At 68.8% G+C, this 15,593-nt stretch carries 12 protein-coding genes and 4 pseudogenes; 3 read left to right on the forward strand and 13 right to left on the reverse strand.

What is annotated here, in order from left to right:
- Positions 1-4: 4 nt before the first annotated feature.
- From L6444_RS15360 to tyrS, 12 genes and pseudogenes are all read right to left on the reverse strand, one after another.
- Positions 5-628, reverse strand: a complete 624-nt coding sequence (locus L6444_RS15360; protein ID WP_236975060.1) for an NUDIX domain-containing protein — start codon at positions 626-628, stop codon at positions 5-7.
- Positions 621-2,396 carry a CTP synthase gene (locus L6444_RS15365; RefSeq protein ID WP_236975062.1) on the reverse strand — a complete coding sequence of 592 codons (1,776 nt, stop codon included), beginning with the start codon at positions 2,394-2,396 and terminating at the stop codon, positions 621-623. The genes L6444_RS15360 and L6444_RS15365 overlap by 8 nt, the downstream gene beginning before the upstream one ends.
- Positions 2,397-2,514: 118 nt before the next feature.
- Entirely contained in the window at positions 2,515-3,459 is a 945-nt protein-coding gene (locus tag L6444_RS15370) for a copper transporter (RefSeq protein WP_236975064.1), read from the reverse strand.
- Positions 3,460-3,481: 22 nt separating this feature from the next.
- Complete coding sequence (steA, locus tag L6444_RS15375; protein WP_236975066.1) at positions 3,482-4,663, reverse strand: putative cytokinetic ring protein SteA; 1,182 nt, start codon at positions 4,661-4,663, stop codon at positions 3,482-3,484.
- Between the two features lie 199 nt (positions 4,664-4,862).
- Positions 4,863-6,603: pseudogene (recN, locus tag L6444_RS15380) on the reverse strand (DNA repair protein RecN).
- Positions 6,604-6,606: 3 nt separating this feature from the next.
- A pseudogene (locus L6444_RS15385) lies at positions 6,607-7,531 on the reverse strand (NAD kinase).
- Positions 7,532-7,703: 172 nt separating this feature from the next.
- Positions 7,704-8,333 (reverse strand): annotated as a pseudogene (locus L6444_RS15390) (TlyA family RNA methyltransferase); the annotation flags it as partial.
- 8 nt (positions 8,334-8,341) lie between these two features.
- A pseudogene (locus tag L6444_RS15395) lies at positions 8,342-8,519 on the reverse strand (hypothetical protein).
- Between the two features lie 34 nt (positions 8,520-8,553).
- Positions 8,554-9,552: an HAD-IIA family hydrolase gene (locus L6444_RS15400; protein ID WP_370653173.1), complete on the reverse strand. Its 999-nt coding sequence runs from the start codon at positions 9,550-9,552 to the stop codon at positions 8,554-8,556.
- Between the two features lie 10 nt (positions 9,553-9,562).
- A complete protein-coding gene (locus L6444_RS15405) occupies positions 9,563-10,348 on the reverse strand; it encodes a tetratricopeptide repeat protein (protein ID WP_236975078.1) in 786 nt (261 codons plus the stop codon).
- An 84-nt stretch (positions 10,349-10,432) separates the two neighbouring features.
- Complete coding sequence (locus tag L6444_RS15410; RefSeq protein WP_236975080.1) at positions 10,433-10,783, reverse strand: DUF732 domain-containing protein; 351 nt, start codon at positions 10,781-10,783, stop codon at positions 10,433-10,435.
- Between the two features lie 306 nt (positions 10,784-11,089).
- Positions 11,090-12,379 (reverse strand): tyrosine--tRNA ligase, encoded by a 1,290-nt coding sequence (gene tyrS / locus L6444_RS15415; RefSeq protein ID WP_236975082.1) that lies wholly within the window; start codon positions 12,377-12,379, stop codon positions 11,090-11,092.
- 107 nt (positions 12,380-12,486) lie between these two features.
- Between tyrS and L6444_RS15420 the strand changes: the two genes are divergently transcribed.
- Entirely contained in the window at positions 12,487-13,362 is an 876-nt protein-coding gene (locus tag L6444_RS15420; RefSeq protein ID WP_236975084.1) for a bile acid:sodium symporter family protein, read from the forward strand.
- On the opposite strand, the gene L6444_RS15425 is transcribed toward L6444_RS15420, so the two are convergent.
- Complete coding sequence (locus L6444_RS15425; protein ID WP_255730570.1) at positions 13,359-14,018, reverse strand: DNA-3-methyladenine glycosylase; 660 nt, start codon at positions 14,016-14,018, stop codon at positions 13,359-13,361. The genes L6444_RS15420 and L6444_RS15425 overlap by 4 nt on opposite strands.
- Positions 14,019-14,075: 57 nt before the next feature.
- Between L6444_RS15425 and L6444_RS15430 the strand changes: the two genes are divergently transcribed.
- Entirely contained in the window at positions 14,076-14,840 is a 765-nt protein-coding gene (locus L6444_RS15430) for an ABC transporter ATP-binding protein (protein ID WP_236975086.1), read from the forward strand.
- Positions 14,774-15,592: an ABC transporter permease gene (locus tag L6444_RS15435; RefSeq protein WP_236975088.1), complete on the forward strand. Its 819-nt coding sequence runs from the start codon at positions 14,774-14,776 to the stop codon at positions 15,590-15,592. Before L6444_RS15430 ends, L6444_RS15435 begins: the two co-directional genes overlap by 67 nt.
- The last annotated feature ends 1 nt before the right edge of the window (position 15,593 follow it).

Below are 15,593 nucleotides of genomic sequence, written 5' to 3' on the forward strand. Positions count from 1 at the left end.
GTCGTCACTGCCCGGCCTTGCGCTTGGCGAACGCCGTCGGCTTGTCGACCCAGGGGCTGTCCACCGCCCGCGGTTCGGCCAGTCCGCCGGTGATGGCGTAAGTGGCCAGAATCCCGGCCACCGCAATGGAATTGACGAACTCGCCACTGAGCACCCGCTGCACCGCATCGTCGAGGGCGAACCAGCGCATCGTCATATCGGCTTCCTCGTCGTGCGCCTCGGGCCGGCCGATGTCGGTGAGATCGGTAGCCAGATACACGCGTACCGATTCGTCGCTGTAACCGGGCGCGGTCTGGATGTCCACCAGCATCCGCCAGGTCCCGGCCCGCAGGCCGACCTCCTCTTCCAGTTCTCTGGCCGCAGTCAGCTGGGCGGGCTCCCCCGCCGCGTCGAGCAGGCCGGCGGGCAACTCCCACAGCCGGCGCCCGGCGGTGTGGCGATACTGGTAGACCATGGCGATGTTGTTGTCGTCGTCCATCGCAACCACCGCAACCGCGCCGTAGTGCTCGAGCACCTCCCGCTTGGCGATATTGCCGCCGGGCATCCGCACCTGGTCTCGGCGTAGCGCGAAAATCGCTCCCTGATAAAGGGTTTCCGACGATACCGTCTCGAAGTCGTGCTCAGCCACGGGTGACGGGTTCGGGGAGCGACGCTGCGACCACCGAACCGGCGCCGTCTGGGTGCTCGGTGCCGTTGGGCGGAGGCTGATCGGGGATCTCCGGGATCTCGACGGGCAGCAGCTCGCCCGCCTTGTAATCGATGGCCGCCTTGACGAACGCGACGAACAACGGGTGCGGCCGGGTGGGTCGGCTCTTCAGTTCGGGGTGGGCCTGGGTGCCGACCACGAACGGGTGCTGATCGGCCGGGTATTCGACGAACTCGACCAGATGGCCGTCCGGTGAGGTACCGGAGAACCGCAGGCCGCTCTGCGCGATCTGCTCCCGGTAGCTGTTGTTCACCTCATAGCGGTGGCGGTGCCGTTCGGACACCTCGGTGGTCCCGTATGCCTGGGCCACAATCGAATCCGGCTCCAGCACGGCGGGGTAGGCGCCCAGTCGCATGGTGCCGCCCAGGTCGGCCTGGCCGGCCACGATGTGCTCCTGGTCGGCCATCGTGGAGATCACCGGATCCGGTGTCTGCGGCTCGAACTCGGCCGAGTTGGCCTCGGTGAGGCCAACCGATCGCGCCGCCTCGATCACGATGCACTGCAGACCCAGGCACAGACCCAGCACCGGAATTCCGCGCGCCCGGGCATGCCGGATGGCGCCGATCTTTCCCTCGATACCGCGGATGCCGAAGCCGCCGGGGATCAGCACCCCGTGTACGTCGCCCAGCGCGTGCGCGGCGCCCGTCGGTGTTTCACAGTCATCGGAAGCGACCCAGCTGATTTCGACCTTGGAGCGGTGCCGGAACCCACCGGCGCGAAGCGCCTCGCTGACCGAGAGATAGGCGTCGGAGAGTTCAACGTACTTGCCCACCAACGCGATTCGCACCGTCTCATGGGGTTCGTGCACCCGGCGCAGCAGGTCGTCCCACTCGGTCCAGTCGACGTCGCGGAACGGGAGGTTGAGACGGCGCACCACGAAGGCGTCGAGTTCCTCGCGGTGCAACACCTTCGGGATGTCGTAGATCGACGGCGCGTCCGGGGTGGAGATGACGCCGTCGATGTCGACGTCACACATCAGGGCGATCTTGTTCTTCAACGCTTCGGGGACGTCTCGGTCGCACCGCAGGATCAACGCGTCCGGGCTGATACCGATGCTGCGCAGCGCGGCCACCGAATGCTGGGTCGGTTTGGTCTTGAGCTCCCCCGAGGGCGCCAGATACGGCACCAGCGACACGTGCAGGAAGAAGACGTCTTCGCGGCCCAGGTAGTGGCGGACCTGGCGGGCCGCTTCCAGGAACGGCTGCGACTCGATGTCGCCGACCGTGCCGCCGATCTCGGTGATGACCACGTCGGGCCGGTTGCCGTCGGCGTCGGGTTCGGCCATCGCCAGGATGCGGCGCTTGATCTCGTCGGTGATGTGCGGGATGACCTGCACGGTGTCGCCGAGGTACTCGCCGCGACGCTCCTTGGCGATCACCGTCGAATACACCTGGCCGGTGGTGACATTCGCCGACCCGGACAGGTCACGATCCAGGAAACGCTCGTAATGCCCGACGTCGAGGTCGGTTTCCGCGCCGTCTTCGGTGACGAACACCTCACCGTGCTGGAACGGGTTCATGGTGCCCGGATCCACATTGAGGTAGGGGTCCAGCTTTTGCATCGTGACGTACAAGCCGCGCGCGGTCAGCAGTTGGCCGAGGCTGCTGGCGGTCAGGCCCTTGCCCAGCGAAGAGGCGACGCCACCGCTGACGAAGAGGTGCTTGGTGGCGGTTTGCGGATGCTTGCGCAACTGGGCGACCTCCGTGAAGACGGGCAGGGCATTATGCAGGAAAAATCAACGATCTGGGCCTGCCGACCCACGGAAACCCACCCTAACATCCACCGGCTCGCGCCGCGGGGAACACGCCCTACTGGGGGACGGTCACCGCCGTCGCGCCGTGTCCGATGCCGTAATGGCCGGGATGGGCACCACCGACCAGCTCGTGCAGGGCCAGGATGGCGGTGATACGTCCGGACTCGGCGTTCACGTCGTCGACGGTGCTGATCGCACCCGCCATACCGGCGTCGGCGCGGGCCACCGCGACGGCGGCGCTGCCGGCCGCCGAACCGTCCCGGCCGGCCAACACCGCACCCGAACCGTGCGGCGCCAGGGCGGCGGTGAACCGCGCCACGGTGACCCCCTGGTTGCCGGCGTCGGCGGGCAGTCCCCCGCCGGTGACGACGATGGCGGCGTTGGCCGTCCCGATGTGCTCGTTGGGCTGGTAGGTCAGGAACCCGGTTTCGCGCAATGCGCCCAGCACGGTGTCACGCTGGGTGTCGTCGACCGGCGGCGCATCCGGTTTGCCGGTGCTCAGCAGCGCAATCCCGAGCAGGTCACCGGCCTGCGACCCCTGGTCGACCAGCTTGGTGCTCAGTTGGGTGCCGGCGGGCAGGATGGCCGAATTGACCACCGTGCGCAGTTTTTCCCCGGAGTTGGCTTCGACGAACTCATGGGTCAGCGCGACGGTTGCGGTGACCGAGCCACCGGCCTGCCCGACGATCTTCGACACCGCAGCGACGTCGTCGTCGCTGGCGTCCGGGGTGCGGAACACGACCACCGTCTTGCCCGCCAACGCTTCGTGAACGATCCGGCCGAGCACCTGAGCATCGAAATTATTTGCCGCACTGAGCTTTTCGTTCAGCGCGTTGCGCTGGTCGGTGAGTCCGCTGATTTGCGACGCCAGGTCGCGCTTCTCGTTGCGCAGGCTGGACAACACCGTGTCGGAGAAGAAGCCGGAACCCAGCACCACTCCGATCGCCAGGGCCAGGAACACCGCGGCCAGTGAGATCGCGTGTTGGCGTAACGAGATCATGAAAACACCGTTCTAGGGAGGGTTACGACACCAAATGCTGGACCCACATGGTGAATTGGCTCCAGTAGTCGACGATCCAGTGCATCACCACGCCGTCGGTGCGCGATACCCACAGCACCACGACGACGGCGATCAGCATGGTCAGCGCCAACAGGGCGATGGCACCGGCCGAGATGTGATTGCGGTACAGGGTGGCGACCGCCTTGGCGTCGACCAGCTTCTCCCCCACCCGCAGTCGGGTCAGGAAGGTCGACGGGTTGCTCTGCGAACGGGTGCGGTCGAAGAACGTCTCGATGTTGGCGGTGTGGCCGGCGGTGACCAACAGCGCGGCGCCATGGTGGTCGGCCAGCAGCAACGCCAGATCGGTCGCGGAGCCGGCCGCGGGGAACGTCATGGCTCCCACTCCGAGATCCTGGATGCGTTCCAGTCCGGGAGCGTGCCCGTCGGCGTCGGCGGGCAACACCACCTGGGCGCCGCACTTGGGGACTTCGGTGCTGATCTGGTCGGGGTCGCCGACGATCAGTTGCGGGCGGTACCCCGCTTTGCGCAGCACGTCGGCGCCCTGGCCGACACCGACGAGCACCGGTTGGTACTCCTTGATGAACGGTTTGAGGGCTTTGAGATCTTCGGCGGCGCTGGGCTCTTCGGAGACGATCACCACATGCCGGCGGCGCATGTCGACGTCGATGTCGGGGATGCCGATTCCGTCGATCAGTAGCGGGCTTTCGCTGCGGATGAACTCGATTGTGTTGCCCGCGAACGCTTCCAGGTGGGCGGCCAGCCCGCTCTTGGCCTCGCGCATCAGGTCGGCGATGTCGTGGTCGGTGCGCTCGGTGCCGCGGATCAGCCGGCGGTCACCGGAGTAGACGCCGCCTTCGTACAGGCGAATCTTGGCGCCGTCCTTGACCTTCTTGAAGATCTCCGGACCAGTCTCGTCGATCAGGGTGACGCCGTTGTTAACCAGCACCTCCGGGCCCAGATTGGGGTAGCGGCCCGAGACTGACGGGGAGGCGTTGACGACGGCGGCGATGTCAGCTTCGACCAGCGCGTCGGCGGTGATGCGATCGAGGTCCAGAATGTCGAGGACCACGATGTCGCCGGGGCACACCCGGCGCAGCAGTCGATCGATGTTGCGGTCGACCCGGGCGGTGCCGACCAGACCCGGCCGGTCGCTGTTGCGAGATAGCAGCGCTGACATCTTCATGGGAGCCGATTCTGTCGGCGAAGCGCGTTCGGGCCGCGGAGGCGCGCCGTAACATCTGTCACTTAAGTTTAAAAGCGTCACATCTGTAACAGGCTGGTCGCGGGCTGGTTGCGGCGCCTGGGCGCGAGGGGCCGCAAATGTACGGTCGCAACGGCAGATCGGCGCACATCCGGGGACGCTCGCTGCGCTGCCCGGAGAGCTACAACTCGCTCTGCGCGGTGTCCAGCAGTTCGCGGGCGTGCGCGCGGCCGCTGTCGGATTCGCCCAGGCCGGCCAGCATCCGGGCCAGTTCGGCGACCCGGTCGTCGTGATCCAGCCGCCGCACACCACTGGCGCCTTTGGGCCCCTGACTGTGCACCACGAGATGGACGTCGGCGTAGGCGGCCACCTGGGGCAGGTGCGTGACGACGATGACCTGGTGGGTGCGGGCCAGCCGGGCCAGCCGGCGGCCGATCTGCACCGCCGCCCAGCCGCCCACGCCGGCGTCGACCTCGTCGAAAACCATGGTGGTGCCGGTGGCCGAGGCCGAGAGCACCACCTCCAGCGCCAGCATCACCCGCGACAGCTCGCCGCCGGAAGCGCTCCTGGCCAGCGGAAGCACCGACATCCCGCGGTGCGCCGCGAAGCCGAACTCGACGACGTCGACGCCGTCGGCGCCGGCCCGGACCGTCTCACCGGAGGGCAGAGTCAGGGCCGCGGGGTCATCCGGTTGGCATGAGTCGGTCGCGACGTCGATGGTGAAGACGGCGTTGTCCATCGCCAGGCCGGACAGCTCGGCGGTGACCTCCTTGGCCAGCTTCTTGGCCGCCTTCTGCCGAGCCTTGCTGAGTTCGGTTGCGGCCTGGGCCAATTCGCGCCCGAGTTGACCGACGCGGGCCTCCAGCGCGGCCAGTCCCTCCTCGGACACGTCGAGCTGGGCCAGCCGCTCGCGGGACTCCGCCGCCCACTGCAGCACCCCGTCGATGTCGGCGGCGTACTTGCGGGTCAGTGTGCGCAGCTGGGCCTGCCGGGCCAGCTTGGCATCCAGCGCGCTGGCGTCGACAGGCAGCGCGTCCAGATAGTCGCCGAGTTCGCCGGCCGCGTCTAGGACCACGGTGAGCGCCGAACCGATCTGGTCGGCCAGCTCTCGCAGCCGGGCGTCACCGGTCGACTCCAGGGCGGCCCGGGCCTGCCCCAGCGTGTCGGTGGCGCCCAGCGCGTCCTCGGACGAGCTGGACAACGACTCGCGGGCCACGGCGGCGGCCTCGCGCAAGGTGTCCAGCTCGGACAGCCGGACGATGTCGGCCACCAGAGCCTCGTCTTCACCGGGTTGCGGTTCGACGGCGTCGATTTCGTCGATGGCGAACTTCAGCCGGTCGGCCTCTTGGGCGAGTTCACGGGCCCGGTCGCGGCGGTCGGCGAGGTCGCGCCGGGCAGACAGCCACGCATCGCGCAGCGTGCGGTACCGCTGCACGGCCGGGCCGACCGCCGCGAAGCGGTCCAGGGCGGCACGCTGCTCGTCGGGCCGCATCAGCCGCAGCTGGTCATTCTGCCCGTGCAGAGCCAACAGCTGGGTGGTGAACCCGCTCAGCGATTTCGCCGGCACGCTGCGGCCGCCGAGGTAGGCGCGGGACGGACCGTCCCGGTTCACCGTACGCAGCGCAATCACGCTGCCGTCTTCGTCGCGCTCGGCGCCGGAGGCGTCCAGGACATCGTCCAGCCCGGCAGCCACCGCCTGGTCCAAATCGGTTGTGGTGAAACGTCCTTCGACGACAGCGCGATCCGACCCGGGACCGGACCCGCGCCGGGTCGGCACGGGCACCGCCCAACAGGTGCAGGCCGGTCACCACCATCGTCTTGCCGGTCCCGGTCTCTCCGGTCAGTACGGTCAGGCCGTCACCGAACTCGGCGGTCGCGACGCTGATGGCGCCCAGCGACTCGATTCTCAACTCGGTCAGCACCAGTTACTGCCCGCGCCAACCTGTTACGGGCAACCGGAACTTGGTCACCAGACGGTCGGTGAACGGCGCGCTGTCCAGCCGCGCCCACCTGACCGGGGTGACACTTCGAGTCACCTCCAGGCGACTGCCGGCCGGGACGAGCATTTCGCGGCGGCCGTCGCAGAACACCAGCGCGTCGTGGCCGTCGGCTTCGATCTCGACCGCGATCGCGGCATCCGGGCTGGTGACCATCGGGCGGCCGAACAAAGCGTGAGCGTTGTTGGGCAGCACCAGGATTGCCTCCAGGTCGGGCCACAGCACCGGACCGCCGGCAGAGAACGCGTAAGCGGTGGATCCAGTGGGCGTCGACACCAGCACACCGTCGCATCCGAAGGTGGACACCGGCCGCCCGTCGATCTCCACGACCACACCGAGCACGCCGAGCCGCGGCCCTTTTTTCCAGGCTGGCCTCGTTGAGCGCCCAGCCTTGGTCGATCACCTTACCGCCTTGGCGCACAACGACATCCAGCGTCAGACGGTCCTCGACCCGATAGTCCTTGGCGACGATGTGCTCCAGCACGGAGTCGATGGCCTCGGCTTCGGCCTCGGCCAGGAAACCGATCCGGCCCAGGTTGACTCCCAGCACCGGGATGCCGGCGTTGCGGGCGAGTTCGGCCGCACGCAGGAACGTGCCGTCACCACCGAGCACCAGCACCAGCTCACAACCTTCGGCGGCCATCGGGTCGGCGTCGACGACCTCGATGTCGATGCCCACCGCCCGCACGTCACCGGGAGCCATCCGCAGCGATCCCCGGTCGACCGCCTCGGCCGACAGCGCGCGGAGCTCGATACCGTTGTCGCGCAGAACTTTCTCCACCCGGCGCGCGGTCTCGGTGGCCTCGTCCCGCCCGGAGTGGACCACCAGCAGCACGGTGCGTTCGGCGGTCATTGGGGCCCCTCCCGAACGGCGCGTTGCGCGGCAGCCTGCAAAGCATCCTCATCCAGTGCGCGCTGCGTCTCGGCGCGCAACCACAGGATTGGGACGGTCGACAGCCGGCCGGCAGCGGGCTGGCCGTCACGGCCAGGGTGTGCCAGCCCAGCGCGCCGGCACGTCGTGCCACCGAGAGCACCGAATCCGTGCGCAACTGCGGGTCCTGGACCACCCCGCCGGGCCCGACGCGGCCCTTCCCCACCTCGAATTGCGGCTTCACCATGGGAACGATATCCGCGCCGGGAGACGCGCAACCAACCAGCGCGGGCAACACCGTCGCCAACGAGATGAAGGACAGGTCGGCGACCACCAGGTCGACCGGGCCACCGATGGCTTCCGGCGTCAGGTCGCGCGCGTTGGTTCGTTCCACCACCGCCACCCGCGGGTCGCTGCGCAGCGACCAGGCCACTGGCCGTAGCCGACGTCGGCCGCGACGACTTCAGTGGCCCCACGGTCCAGCAGTACCTCGGTGAATCCCCCCGGTCGACGCGCCGGCGTCCAGGCAGCGCCGTCCCTCGACGCCGATCCCGAAGGTGTCCAGAGCGCCGATCAGCTTGTGCGCCCCGCGGGACACCCAGGTGCGTTCGGCGTCGGCAGTGACGGTCAGCGCCGAGGCAACCGACACCGCGGTGGCCGGCTTGACCGCCGGCAGACCGTCGATACGCACCCTGCCTGCGCCAATCAACTCCGCGGCCTGCTGCCTCGACCGGGCCAGGCCCCGCCGAACCAGTTCGGCGTCGACGCGGGCACGCCGTGGCATGCCCGCACTCAGCCCTTCTCCGCGGACTCCAGGGCCCGCAGCAGCACGTCGTGTGCCTCCGAGAGCCGGCGGGCGATGTCTTCGAGGTCCTCGAGCGACGGAGCACCCCCCGGCGTCGGCGGTGTCCGGCAGCTGGGCCAGCAGCCCTTCGATTTCGGCGCGAATCTGGGTGGGATCGATGGTCATTGCGCTCCTACGCTAGTCGCCGACGAGTCATCGGCTAGTCGGCGGCCAGCAGAGACCAGCCGTCCAGCGCGGCGCGGGCCCGCTCGTCGCCGGCCACGATGCGCGGTGACCCATCCGTGTCCCAGACCGCGCTGGCCACCGCGCGCACGATCGACAGCTCGTCACCGTCCGACTCGTCCGCACCGTTCGCATTGACGGTCACCGTGCTGCCGGCGACCTCGACGCGCCAGCCCGGTTGCGGACTCACTTGCAGTTTCTCCGGCGACTGGTGCAGCGACCGCAGGTCATGGCCGAGGTAGGTGGGTCGGCAGGCCGGTTCGGCGTACACGGCGTCGCGCGCGGAGTTCACCCCGGTGAGCACCATCAGGCTCGGTAAGCCGGCGGCGTTGGCGCCCTCGATGTCGGTGTCCAGCCGGTCGCCGACCACCAGCGGGGACTGGAAATCGCCGCGGCCCACCGCATCTTTCATCAGTTGCGGCCCCGGCTTGCCGGCGACCTGCGGCTCTTCGCCGGTGGCTGCCCGCAGCGCGGCGACCAGCGATCCGTTGCCGGGCAGCAGGCCTCGCTCGGTGGGCAGGGTGGCGTCGACGTTGGCCGCCACCCAGACCGCACCCGCGCGAATGGCCAGTGCGGCCTCGGCGAGATCGGACCAGCAGACCTGCATCGACAAGCCCTGGACGACGGCGTCGGGTTCGTCCTCGAAGCGCCGCACCGGTTGTAGACCGGCGGTGGTGATCTCGTCGGCCAGCGCGTCGGTCCCCACGACCAGCACCCTGGCCCCCTGCGGCAGCTGAGCGGCCAACAGGTGCGCGGCACTCTGGGCGCTGGTGACGACGTCGTCCGCGGTGGCGGTGAAGCCGAGTTCCCGCAGGTGCGCAGCGACCTCGTCAGCGCTGCGCGAGGCGTTGTTGGTGACGAACAACTTGCGGCCGGCCAGATCGTCCAGCGCTTCGACCGCGCCCTCGGTCGGCTGATGACCGCGGAACACCGTGCCGTCCAGGTCGAGCAGCAGACAGTCGTGTCGCCGGCCGATCGTTTCGGTGCTAGCCAAGTTCGCCGACCCGGTCTTCGGCGTCGGTGACGCCCTCGACGTCGGCGGCCGCCGACCGCAGGAACCACTGCAGCGCCTCGTCGTCGCGGCCGAGCGCCAGCAGCGTTTCGGCGTAGGCGTAAAACAACCGGGCGGCCGTCGACCCGGTGCGGTTGGGGTCCAGCTCGGGAGTCGACAGCACGGTCAGCGCCTGCTCGAGCTGCCCCAGATCGGCGCGGGCGCCGGCGGCGACGATGCGTAGTTCGTCGGCGTCGTCGCCGGTGAGCTGGGCCGCCTCCGGCCCGCGGGCCAGATCGATGGCCCGCTGCGGGCGGCCCAGGCCACGCTCGCAGTCGGCGATCAGCGCCAGCAACGCGGACTTGCTGCCCATCCGCCGTGCGGCCCGAAACTCCGCCAGCGCCTGAGCCCAGTCACCGCAGTGGTAGGCGGCGATCCCGACGGCCTCGCGGACCGCGGCGATGCGACTGGCCCGCGCCCGGGCCGCGCGAGCGTGATTCAGCGCGGCCTGCGGATCCTCGTCGAGCAACCCGCCCGCGGTGACCAGGTGGCGGGCGACGGCGTCGGCGGTGGCCTTGTCCAGGGTGGTCAGTTCGCGGCGCACATCGGGCGCCAGTTGCCGGGCGTCGACTTCGGGCGGGATGGCCGGACCGGCGGTATCGGCCGGCACCGACTGCGGCTGGACGGGTCGTGCCCGGCCCGGACCCGAGCGTCGCGGGGCGCCGTTGGAGGCAGGGCGCGGACGGCGTCCGTCGTTACGCGCCTGCCTGTCGTTGACCACTCGCTAGAGGTTACGGGCACACCGGACAGACTCACAATTTGCCGCCGCACCGCCGGCCGGGTCGAACCGGACGGGTCGAAGTTGTCAGGCCTGCAGCTTGTTTGGCAGCAGCGGAGACAGCAGCGACGGACAGTAGGTCGCGATCGCGACGATGGTGAACGTCGCCGCTCGCTCTCGCGACATGCCGTTGAGTTCGGCGATCTCGGCGACGACGGACTCGAATGAGCCACCGGGGGCCAGAGCCTTGGGACAAACCGAGCGCCCCATCGCGATCGCCGTTGCCGGCTGTCCGTACTGAATGCCCGCGTTGTTCAGCGAGTTCAGGAAGACGTTTCCCATCATGTCGGCGTGAATCGGCGCCGCCACCGCCGCCGAGACACCGAACACGCCGGCGGCCAACGTCAGGAACCTGAACGCGGTCGCCGGTGTGGTCATCGTGACAACAGTGCTGGGCGATGGTCACATTCACGACACAGTGAGGTCACTGTTTGCGCACTAACGCGTTTCGAGTCGGGGCGGCGCCGCTGCGACATGCTTGTCCCCCGAATGGCGGACAGCGCGGTCGGGTCCGCGGGGGAAACGCGTTTTCCCCCGAACCGATGGCCGGTAATGGGATACCAGGCTCGCGCGGCGGAGCCCAGAATAGGTCGCGTAAGCAAATTGAACAACGATCCTTCAGCGGGGTCTCATCACCTCCCTCCCCCTCCGCGATGAGACTCCGCTGGGTCGTTTTGCATCTTGTCAGCCCGGCGCAACCCGTCGCACGCCTGCGATGTTCCGTTTGCCGCGGCGCAGCACCAGCCACTGCCCGTGCAGGAAATCCGTTGGCTGCGGCGCCCATTCGTCACTTTCGATGCGAATGTTGTTGACCGAGACGCCGCCTTCGCCGATGGTGCGCCGGGCGGCCTTGCGGCTCTCGGAAAGCCCGGCAGCCACCAACAGGTCGACAATCCCGTCCGGCTCACCGGGTTTGAGTTCGGCGACGGTGGTCTCACCCAGGGCCGCGGACAGCGTCGCCGCATCGAGCCGGTCCAGCTCACCTTGCCCGAACAAGGCCCGGCTGGCGTGCTCGACGGCTTCGGTGGCCGCCTCGCCGTGCACCAGAACGGTCAGTTCCCTGGCCAGCCTGCGCTGGGCGGCGCGCTGCTGCGGGCGCTGCGTGGTGGCCTCCTCCAACTCGGCCAGTTCGTCGGCCGTCAGGAAGGTGAACCAGCGCAGGTAGCGGATCACGTCGGCGTCGGCGGTGTTGACGAAGTACTGGTACCAGGCGTACGGACTGGTCAGCTCGGGGTCCAGCCACAGGCTGCCGCCGCCGGTGGATTTGCCGAACTTCTTGCCGTCGGCCGAGGTCACCAGCGGGACGGTGAGCGCATGCACCGAGGCGCCCAGCTTCTGCCGCACCAGCCGCACGCCCGCGATGATGTTGCCCCACTGGTCGGATCCGCCGATCTGCAACGTGCAGCCGTGCCGCCGGTGCAATTCCACGTAGTCGTTGGCCTGCAACAGCATGTAGCTGAACTCGGTGTAGGAGATGCCCTCGCCCTCCAGACGGCGGCGCACCGTGTCGCGGTCCAGCATCACGTTGACCGAAAAGTGCTTGCCGATGTCGCGCAGGAACTCGATCGCGGACAACTTCTGCGTCCAGTCCAGGTTGTTCTCGACGATGGCGCCGGTGGGTGAATCGTCGAAGTCGACGAACCGCTCCAGCTGGCCGCGGATGCGGTCGGTCCATTCGGCGACGGTGTCGGCCTGCTGCAGGCTGCGCTCCCCGACCTCGCGGGGGTCGCCGATCATGCCGGTGGCGCCGCCCGCCAGCACGATCGGGCGGTGTCCGGCCCGCTGAAACCGGCGCAGCGCCAGCAGCGGCACCAGGTGCCCGGCGTGCAGGCTGGCCGCGGTGGGGTCGAAGCCAGCGTAGACCGTCATCGGTCCGCGCTGCGCCTCGGCGGCCAGCGCCTCGAGGTCGGTGGACTGCGCGATCAGCTCACGCCAGCTCAGCTCGTCGAGGATTCCGGATGACTCGCTACCCATGGCGAAGAGTCTTGCAGGGCCGTTTCCGGTGCCGCGAGCTGCCCGCAATCGGTTCAGGCTGATTCCAGCTGAGCGCATCCGACGGGGGCGACCGTAGAGTCCTTGCGATGGACAACCGGTATTTCCCGCTGGTCGTCGTCGCGGTCATGCTGGCCCTCGGGCTGACGCTGACCGTCGGCGACTTCCAGCGGGCCGCCACACTCAAGCGCCCACTGCTGGTGGCGCTGATCTGCCAGTCCGTGCTGCTGCCGGTGTTCTGTCTGCTGATCGCCGAGGCGCTGGACCTCGAGCCCAATCTGGCGGTCGGGCTGATGCTGATGGCCGCAACACCGGGCGGGTTGCTGGCCAACGTGCTCAGCCACCTGGCCCACGGGGATCTGGCGCTCAATCTCACGCTCACCGCGGTCAACGCCGTGCTGTCGATCTTCGCGATTCCGGCCATATTGGCGGTGTCGATGACCTGGTTCCTCGGCGAGGGCAGATTCATCCCGCTGCAGTTCGATAAGTTCCTGGGCGTGGTCGCGATCGTCCTGGTGCCCACCGCGATCGGGGTGGCGATCCGGCACCGGTTCCCGGATCTGGCGCGCCGACTGCACAAGCCGGTGCGCATCGCGGCGGCCGTGCTGTTGGTGGTGGCCGTGGTTGCTGGTGTCGCCGGCGGCCGCGCGGCGTTGTGGAAGAACTTCGGCGTGCTCAGTTTCGCGGTGCTGTCGTTCTGCGCGTTGAGCTTGACCGTCGGGTATCTGGTTCCGCGCTGGATGAAACTGGCTCCGCCGCAGGCAATCGCCGTCAGCCTCGAGATCGGCCTGCACAACGCCGTGGTGGCGATCGGCATCGCGCTGAGCCCGCAACTGCTCAACAACGCCGAAATGGGCACCCCCGCGGCGGTGTACGGCGTGTTGGCGCCGCTGGTCGCCGTGCCGTTCATCCTCGCGGTGCGCCGATTGGACCCCTCGTTCCGCGCCGTGCCCCGGCCCGTTTAGTCACTGCGTCCCGGCGTCGGCGCACGTGGGCTGCGCCGATACGCCGACACCTCCGGCCGGCCGGCCAGCCATAACCGCCAGGGCCGGTCGGCGGCCTTGCTGACCCCGACCCGCGGACCCGACACCACGCCGTTCGCCTCGCTGAGCGTGACGGTCACCGGAGAGTTCGGATCGAACAGGTCAATCCCGTTGTCGTCCATGGTGATTCCCAACGCCGAGCACAGGTTGCCCGGGCCGCGGGCCAGCGCGACGGGACGGATCGCCGGGCCCCGCCGCGCGGATGCCGCCTCGAATCCGTCGTCGATGGCGCACGCCCGCAGCAGCACGGCAGCGGCGGTGCCGTCGGGTCCGCACGCGACGTTGGCGCAGACGTGGATGCCGTGGCTGCGGTACGTGTACAGGCGGCCCGGCGGCCCGAACATGACCGCGTTGCGGGTGTTGCGCCCGCGGTAGGAGTGCGCGGCCGCGTCCGGCCAGGGCCCGTCCGGCACACCGCCATAGGCCTCGACCTCGACGATGACCCCGCTCACTCCCCTGCCGAAGATGGTGGCGCCGAGTAGTCGGTGGGCGGCCGCGACCGGATCCACCAGCAGTGCGGTGGCTGGCGCACCGGCTGCTTCAGCGGCCGCGTCGGGGGCTGCGTTGGAGGCGCTCACCGCACCGATTGTGCCTGCTCCTTGACAACGGCCGTGCACCGGCCGAATATTCACCATATGATGACTTCATCACGCGATGAATTAATTGCGGAGTCGGCCACGCCAGCGGTCAGCATCGAGCATTTGCGGGTGGTCCGGGGTAAAAACGCTGCGCTGCAAGACTTCTCGGTGCAGATCAGGCGCGGCACCATCACCGGGCTGCTCGGCCCGTCCGGCTGCGGCAAGACCACCCTGATCCGCAGCATCGTCGGCACCCAAATCGTCGCCTCCGGCACCGTCACCGTGCTCGGCCGGCCCGCGGGCTGTGCGGCGCTGCGCCACCGGGTGGGGTACGTGCCCCAGGACCCGACCATCTACCTGGACCTGCGGGTCATCGACAACGTCCGCTACTTCGCCTCGCTGTACGGATTCGACGGCGCGGCCGCCGACGACGCGATCGAACGCGTCGGGCTCACCGATCACCGAACCGATTGCTGCACCAACCTGTCCGGTGGTCAGCGCACCCGGGTGTCGCTGGCCTGCGCCCTGGTCTGCCGGCCCGACCTGCTGGTGCTCGACGAGCCCACCGTGGGACTGGATCCCGTTCTGCGGGTTGATCTTTGGCGGCAATTCGGCGAACTGGCCGAGGCAGGCACCACCCTGCTGGTGTCCAGCCATGTGATGGACGAAGCAGACCACTGCGGCGATCTGTTGCTGATGCGCGCGGGACGCCTGGTCGCGCACACCACCCCGGCTCAACTAAGAGAGGACACCTCATGCGCGTCACTGGAGGAAGCGTTTCTGTCCATCATCCGGCGCAGCACCGAGCAAAAAGCCGGCTGAGCCTGACCGGATACACCGCCACCACCGCCCGCATCCTGCGGCAGCTGGCCGCCGACCACCGCAGCATGGCGATGATCCTGATGGTTCCGGTGGTGGTGATCACGTTGATGTACTTCATGTTTCAGAACGCGCCGCACCGGCCGGGCATGCCGACGCCGTTCAACAGCGCCTGCCTGATCCTGCTGGGTTTGTTCCCGCTGTTCGTGATGTTCATCATCACTTCGATCACGATGCAGCGTGAACGCGCATCCGGAACCCTCGAGCGCATCCTCACCACGCCGCTGCGGCGGCTCGATCTGCTGCTGGCTTACGGCACCGCGTTCTCGATCGCGGCCGCCGCGCAGGCCATCGTGGCGTGCGTCGTCTCGTTCTGGTTCCTCGGCTTCAGCACGGCCGGCAGCCCGGTGTGGGTGTTTGCGATCGCGGTCGCCAACGCGGTGCTCGGTGTCGGCCTGGGCCTGCTGTTCAGCGCCTTCGCCCGCACCGAGTTCCAGGCCGTGCAGTTCATTCCGCTGGTGATGGTGCCGCAGTTGCTGCTGGCCGGGGTGATCGTGCCGCGCGCGGCGATGCCGGACTGGCTGCACTGGATCAGCGACGTCATGCCGGCCAGCTATGCACTCGAGGCACTGCAGCAGGTGGGTGCGCATCCCGGATTGACCGCGACTACCGTTCGGGACATGGTCGTCGTCCTGGGCTTCGCCGTCGCATCCCTGTGCCTGGCCGCCGCGACGCTGCGGCGCAGGACACCCTAGC

This window comes from Mycobacterium kiyosense (assembly GCA_021654635.1).
In the GTDB taxonomy this organism is placed as follows: Bacteria; Actinomycetota; Actinomycetes; order Mycobacteriales; family Mycobacteriaceae; genus Mycobacterium; species Mycobacterium kiyosense.

Bases quoted from the DNA above. Each gene is read 5' to 3' on its own strand.
- L6444_RS15370 (WP_236975064.1), bottom strand. From the start codon at position 3,459: ATGATCTCGTTACGCCAACACGCGATCTCACTGGCCGCGGTGTTCCTG.
- steA (WP_236975066.1), bottom strand. From the start codon at position 4,663: ATGAAGATGTCAGCGCTGCTATCTCGCAACAGCGACCGGCCGGGTCTG.
- L6444_RS15410 (WP_236975080.1), bottom strand. From the start codon at position 10,783: ATGACCACACCGGCGACCGCGTTCAGGTTCCTGACGTTGGCCGCCGGC.
- tyrS (WP_236975082.1), bottom strand. From the start codon at position 12,379: ATGGGTAGCGAGTCATCCGGAATCCTCGACGAGCTGAGCTGGCGTGAG.
- L6444_RS15420 (WP_236975084.1), top strand. From the start codon at position 12,487: ATGGACAACCGGTATTTCCCGCTGGTCGTCGTCGCGGTCATGCTGGCC.
- L6444_RS15430 (WP_236975086.1), top strand. From the start codon at position 14,076: ATGATGACTTCATCACGCGATGAATTAATTGCGGAGTCGGCCACGCCA.
- L6444_RS15435 (WP_236975088.1), top strand. From the start codon at position 14,774: ATGCGCGTCACTGGAGGAAGCGTTTCTGTCCATCATCCGGCGCAGCAC.